This is a genomic window from Chryseobacterium sp. CG10_8 (assembly GCF_058117085.1).
In genome coordinates, this window is record NZ_JBYVEB010000135.1 from 1 (window position 1) to 6,294 (window position 6,294).

Below are 6,294 nucleotides of genomic sequence, written 5' to 3' on the forward strand. Positions count from 1 at the left end.
GAGTTGGTAACAGCAAGTGGAACGGTAACCGTGGGTGTTGGCTCTACAGCAAGCAACCAAAATTTAGGTGTAACAGTAGATACCACTGGAGTACCAACGATAGTGAACTCAGGAGAAGCTGCAGATATTGGAGCAGACCAAGGACAGGGAGTTGGAAGCTCTCTAAATCCTAAAGCATGCGCTTCCTCAATGGTGCCGTTTTCCAACTGTCCAGTAGAAGGATTTTTATCCGAAACTCCACTTTCAACAGATCAGTTTACCAATATACATTACATTAACCCAACTACCGGTTCATTAACGAACCTAACGACAGTACCATTTAGAATAAATTCAATGGGGTTTAACTCGAAAGATGGTCTTTTGTACGCAAGAATTGAAGGAGCTGTTGCTGCTGATACGAATATTTCGGTTATTGCAATAGACTCTAATGGAAGCTGGATACAGTATGGACCAACCATCCCAGGAATGCCTGTTACTCAAGCCGGTAATGTCGGAGATGTAGATGGAAATGGTCGTTTGCATATAACTAGTGCTTCATCAACAAGTACCGTTTCAGTAGTGGATGTAACCTATGGTAGCCCTACTTACATGACTGTTGTAAGCGTATATAACAAAACAGGAGCTATCGGTCTTGATATGGCTTATAATTCTGCAGATGGATTATTTTATAGTATTAGAAATACCACAGGTGAGTTAGTAAAGATGAACCCTACTACAGGTGTGATTACTTCTGTAGGTTTTTTATCTGGATTAACCAGCAGATATGGAGCACTATACATGTCATCTAATAATATCATGTATGCCACGGATAATTTGAGTGGCGATGTTTACAAAGTTGATTTAACAAGTGTTACTGCAGTTTTAACCGGAAGCACTGGAATAACAAATCAAGGAAACAATGACGGAGCAAAATGTCCTGAAGGAGCTTGTTATAACAATGCATTTACAACAACTACAGGCGTAGATACCAAACATGGCATTACCTTGTTGCAAAGAGCAGGAGGTCATAATAATGCAGACAATATCTCCTCAACAGACTGGCCTATGGTTAGGAAATCTGCCCATACGGTTTTAGAGAGTAACACGAAAGGCTTTGTGATTACCAGAGTCTCTACAAGTGAACTAAGTCTTATTAGCGATCCTGTGGATGGAATGATGGTTTATGATACGACAGCCAAATGTTTGAAAATTTATACGGTAGATGAATCTAACTCAGCCAACAACGCTTGGAAGTGTTACACCACACCTGCCTGTCCATAAATATCAAGAAAATTAAATCTCCGAAGGAAAGTGATTTTTCTTTCCTTTGGGTTTTACTTCAGTAAAAAAATAAAGAATAAGAAAATGAAAAAAATAATCACGATATTATCCATATTATTCATTACAATAGAAGGATATTCACAAGTCATCATAGGAGATGCCGTAGGAACGGCATCCAATAAAACATCGGTTTTACTAGAGTTTGCCAATACCAATAATAAAGGCATCATCTTACCCTATGTACGAACACTTCCTAGTGCACCAACAGAAGGTACAATATTGTTGGATGCAAGCACAGCCACAACAGCCAGAGTAAAATATTACAACGGAACATGGCAAGATTTAAGTGGGCAAGATGCGGATGTGAGTACAGCATTATCAAATCAACCAACACAAACAGAAGTTTCAGAGGTTATCGGTTCCAAGGCAATTATTGGTGCTTCCACTAGTGCAGCAGATGGTGTATTGGTGTTAGAATCTACTACCAAAGCCATGGTGTTACCTGTTGTATCAGATACCAACAATGTTCCAAGTCCATCCCCTGGAATGATGGTGTACATCAACAAAGCGGGAGCAAAACGCTTAGCTGTATTCAATGGCAGCAAATGGAGCTACTGGAAACCGTAAGAAGATAGAATAGTATCAGATAAAGCAAACCTCCCAAGAAATCTTGGGAGGTTTTTGCATCCTATTAATCCTTACTTTCCTACTGCTGCTTGACATGATAAATCGTTAGTATTAATACTTCAAAAAAAGCAGCATCTGTTTTGAAAAACGAATGTTTAATAGATAATACAATAGTGATTTTATTGAATTAGTTAAGTAGATAATCCCAAAGTCCTGAAAACCATCTTCTTCTCTTTTTGATAAGTACTATTTTGAATATTAGGATACAGTTTACTTTTTCAAGGTTCTACAATCTATAGTAAGCAAATGTGCAAAATAAAACATCAATCAAAAAGTTGCAATTAAAGTATAATTAGTATAGCCATAATGCTTTATTGGTAATCAATGTATTGTAACATGCTAATTTTTACGATGACAATGCAAAAACTATGGAATATGTTTAGTAAAAAGAGATTTGCTTGTAAAAGTTTTCAATCATATTGGATATAGAGTTGATTTCAATAAATTCAAAATGCATTAACACTTTTAACGGTTTTCATATACAAGAAAAACTCGTATCAAATTTTTTAATTCTTGAAAGAAATACAGATTCGTAAATGTATTTAATAATGAAATTATTTACGAGTTTGAAAGCTGTTTTTTTGTATTGTATTCAAGCAAGAGAAATTAATGAGAATATGAGTTGAAATTGGAAAGGAATACTTCTTGGACTAAGGTTAACTATAGAAAACAAAATATTTATGAAGATTATGACAAGATTACCTTATAATGGCGGTAAATCCTTAAAGTTTAATTTATTTTTTGTATTGGAATTTTCCCAAAAAATAGAAATTGTAGATTAGAATTTCCATATTTTGGAATTTTATTGAAAGTTTAGAATTTCGAAAAATGGAAAATTAAGGGGCCTGAAATTTATTTTATAAAAACTCTTTTTCAAGATTAAAATTTAACAAATGAAAATCAAAAATTTATTACTTTACAAACAAATAAGCAAGATAACTATATTCACTTTGCTTATATTATTTATTTCTGTAAAAGCACAGTATGGAAATAATGATGATTATGATGGAGATGGTATCATCAATAGTATTGATTTAGATGATGATAATGATGGAATATTGGATGTTAATGAAAATGTACTATGTAGTGGTAGTAATATAGCCACACATTTTGCAAACCTTGTTGTAAATACTACTACAGGGACAGGAACTGCTGACATTGTAGATGCTGCAAATGTAAAAATAGGGTCAATTACATTAAGTATTCCTACGGGATCACCTTTAATTGTTATAAATCCTTCAAACTCGTCGAAATTATCTTTCAAAAGTAACTCAGCTTGCCCATCTGCACCAAATTATACAACGGGGACTTACTCATGGGTAATTACTACTGATGCGGGAAAACGTATTGATGGAGGTATCCAATTTACTAGTAAATCTGATTATACTGGTACTGGTTTTGTAGGGTATAACAATTTTAAAACATTTAAGGTTAATACAACAGGCAATAATGTAATTGTTAATAACAACACTTATCTTACTACTTATTCAGTTGGTTCTACTTTGCCCAATAATACAACAATAACATCTACATTAACTCAAATAATTCCTTCACAGGCACCTGGATTTGTGCTTAATTATCCAATAAATACATCTTCAACTACATCATCTTCATTTACTAAATTAGATTGTTCTCCAGATGGTACATCATTGGCAAATGAGACCCACGATTTAATATTGACAGCAAATGGATGTAACTCCTCAAGTGATATAGATGGCGATGGCATTCCAAATTCATTTGATTTAGATAGTGATAATGATGGTTGTCCAGATGCATTGGAAGGAGGTACTGGTTTTACCTACACTAATTTAGTAAGTTCCTCTCTTCCTGGAGGAAATACAGGAGCTACGAGTGGTACCTACAACCTGCCTGTTGTTTTAAATTTAGGCAATAACGTAGGAAGCACAGGTACTACAATGGGAGTCCCAACTATTGCAGGAACAGGACAAACTATTGGAAGTGCACAAAATTCAGCAATAAAATCTGCGGAGTGTGATCCTTGTAATCCTGCAAGTTCTTTGTTTGTTGATTCCGATGGAGACAACGTTGGTAATACCTGCGATTTAGATGATGATAATGATGGGATTTTGGATACCATAGAATGTGGAATTACTGAATCTATACCCAATATTTCTAGTACGGTTCCTTGTTCTAATTCTAGTAACCTTAATGTAGGGGCAACAATTCCAAATGATAAAATTAGGGTTAGATATTGGGATGGAACTTCTGGTCATGATGCTTCAACTAATAATTCTGGAACTTTTGATTATCAAGATTGGTGTTATAAGGCGGAATTACCTATTGTTAATTCTGTAGCACAAACTCCAACAACGGAATTTTTAACAAGTTCGTTCCCTGCAAAACCTACAAGTGATTTATTTGGCTATAGTGGAATAGAGTTTACATTTTGGCTTCAACCTGGCAAGTACAAATTTTGTGGAATATGGGATGATGGCCATGAATTATCCTATTCCTCAACTGGAAATCAACAGGATATGAAACTAATGTCCACGGGTGACTACGGAACTAATATAAATTCTAATTGGATCACGATTATTACTCCAACACTGTTTCAGTTTAGAAGTACTGATATCAATAGTTATTATCAAAAAACAGAAGACTTAGAAGTAACACTTTTTGGTGGGATTTGTATGGAAAATGTAGCTTTGAGTTCACTTTCGCAGCCAGTAAATTGTATTGACACCGACGGTGATGGCATTCCAAATTACTTAGATTTAGACTCAGATAACGATGGTTGTCTGGATGCGATTGAAGGAGATGAAAATGTAACCACAACGCAGTTGGTAACAGCAAGCGGAACAGTAACTGCAGGAACAGGCTCTACAGCGAGCAACCAAAACTTAGGAACAACAGTAGATACTAATGGAGTACCAACAATAGTGAACTCGGGAGGAACCGGAGATATTGGAGCAGACCAAGGACAAGGAGTGGGAAGTTCAATCAATGCAGCGGTAAAAGCCGCGGAGTGTGATCCTTGTAATTCCGCAAGTTCTTTGTTTGTAGATTCGGATGGAGATACCGTTGGTAATGCTTGCGATTTAGATGATGATAATGATGGGATTTTGGACATAAATGAGGGTTGTACTTCTGTAGCAAACTCATTAGAAAATAATGGAACTTTCGGTACTCTTTCTTCAGGTTCTAGAAATTTGCAAACAGTTCCAGGTGGGGGCTACTTTTATGAAGGAAATACTTCTTCTTCTTTTTTAATAAATACAGGCTCCTATGGTGTTGTTTCTCATACACAAGATTTAATTAATGCTCACCCAGGTGCACATTTCGAGCACATTTATGGACATACCACAGGAGCTACAGATGATGCCTTTCTAGCAGTAAATGGATCTACTCAAGTTGGTGTTTTTTATAAACAAACATTTACATTAGCTTCAAATTCTAACATTACTTTTGGTTTATGGGTAATTAGTGGAGTGCCTCCTGCAGAAGCCGCAGGTTATCCCTTTAATATAGGTATTAGGATATTAGATTCGTCTAACAATGTAATGAATACTGCAAGTAGTGGAAGTATTACATCAACAACTTGGACGCAAATACAATCTTCATTTACAACCAATACATCAAGTACGTATACTGTAGAAGTTTACAATATTTCAACTGATGGCGGTGGGAACGATTTTGCTATTGATGATATTAAAATTACAAGTTCAGTACAACTCTGTAATTTAGACACCGACGGTGATGGCATTCCAAACTACTTAGATTTAGATTCAGATAACGATGGTTGTTTGGATGCACTAGAAGGAGATGAAAATGTAACCACCACCCAGTTGGTAACAGCAAGTGGAACAGTAACCGTAGGAACAGGCTCTAGTGCGACTAACCAAAACTTAGGTACAACAGTAGATGCCAATGGAGTACCAACAATCGTGAACTCAGGAGGAGCTGCAGATGTTGGAGCAGACCAAGGACAAGGAGTAGGAAGTTCAATCAATGCAGCGGTAAATGTTTGTTTTTGTTACAATAGTCCAAGTACAACAGCAGGTGTAGATACCAAACATGGTATTACCTTGTTACAAAGGGCAGGAGGGCACGGAACAGCAGATGTAATTAGTTCGACAGATTGGCCTATGGTTAGAAAATCTGCTCATACGGTTTTGGAAAGTAATACGAAAGGCTTTGTTATTACCAGAATGACCACAGCTCAAGTAACAGCCATCGCATCACCACAAGAAGGGATGATGGTGTATGATACGACAGCCAAATGTTTGAAAATATATGACGGAACAGGATGGAGTTGTTTCTTGACCCCAACATGTCCATAAAAAAATAAAAATTAAATCTCCGAAGGAAAGTGATTTTCTTTCCTTT

Annotated in this window: 3 protein-coding genes; all 3 read left to right on the top strand. The window is 36.1% G+C overall.

Features of this window, described 5'->3' with window-relative positions; translation table 11 throughout:
- Positions 1-1,260: DUF6923 family protein (locus AC4AGG_RS14795; RefSeq protein WP_489772789.1), on the top strand; the 1,260-nt coding region annotated here is incomplete at its 5' end.
- An 84-nt stretch (positions 1,261-1,344) separates the two neighbouring features.
- Complete coding sequence (locus AC4AGG_RS14800) at positions 1,345-1,887, top strand: phage tail-like protein (RefSeq protein WP_489772790.1); 543 nt, start codon at positions 1,345-1,347, stop codon at positions 1,885-1,887.
- Between the two features lie 953 nt (positions 1,888-2,840).
- Positions 2,841-6,248: a phage tail-like protein gene (locus tag AC4AGG_RS14805; protein WP_489772791.1), complete on the top strand. Its 3,408-nt coding sequence runs from the start codon at positions 2,841-2,843 to the stop codon at positions 6,246-6,248.
- The last annotated feature ends 46 nt before the right edge of the window (positions 6,249-6,294 follow it).